Here is a 601-nt window from a genome sequence, read left to right on the forward strand (position 1 = left end):
TTGGGTGTATCTGCATTTATAGAAGCTTTCATTTTCGTGCTTATCCCAATTGTGGGTTCAGTTTATGCATGGCGAAAGGGAGCGTTGGAATGGTCTTAGCTGAATATTTAGATAATCAAAAGAAAAGGGAAGGAAAGGATAACATCGAGACAGTTATGAATTTGGTTGAGCTCCCATTACTTAACCAAACAACCTCCAATTCAATTATTTCAACTACATCAAATGATCTCTCGAATTGGTCAAGACTCTCCAGTTTATGGCCGCTTCTCTATGGTACCAGTTGTTGTTTTATTGAATTTGCTTCATTAATAGGCTCGCGATTCGACTTTGATCGTTATGGATTGGTACCAAGATCGAGTCCTAGGCAAGCAGACCTCATTTTAACAGCCGGCACAATAACAATGAAAATGGCTCCTTCTTTAGTCAGATTATATGAGCAAATGCCTGAACCAAAATATGTCATTGCTATGGGAGCCTGTACTATTACAGGGGGGATGTTCAGTACTGATTCTTATAGTACCGTTCGGGGAGTCGATAAGCTAATTCCTGTCGATGTCTATTTGCCGGGATGCCCACCTAAACCAGAGGCAGTTATAGATGC

2 protein-coding genes are annotated in these 601 nt (G+C 40.8%); both read left to right on the plus strand.

All coding sequences use genetic code 11. From position 1 onward, the window contains the following. The first annotated feature begins 36 nt into the window (after nucleotides 1-36). On the plus strand, nucleotides 37-99 hold the full coding sequence (locus tag IEZ04_RS36375) for a hypothetical protein (RefSeq protein WP_506004869.1): 63 nt from the start codon (nucleotides 37-39) through the stop codon (nucleotides 97-99). A 56-nt stretch (nucleotides 100-155) separates the two neighbouring features. Then, the coding region (locus IEZ04_RS36380) for an NADH dehydrogenase subunit K (RefSeq protein ID WP_506004870.1) at nucleotides 156-601 on the plus strand (446 nt) is incomplete at its 3' end.

The organism is Streptomyces ruber, assembly GCF_014648075.1.
GTDB classification, from domain to species: Bacteria; Actinomycetota; Actinomycetes; order Streptomycetales; family Streptomycetaceae; genus Streptomyces; species Streptomyces ruber.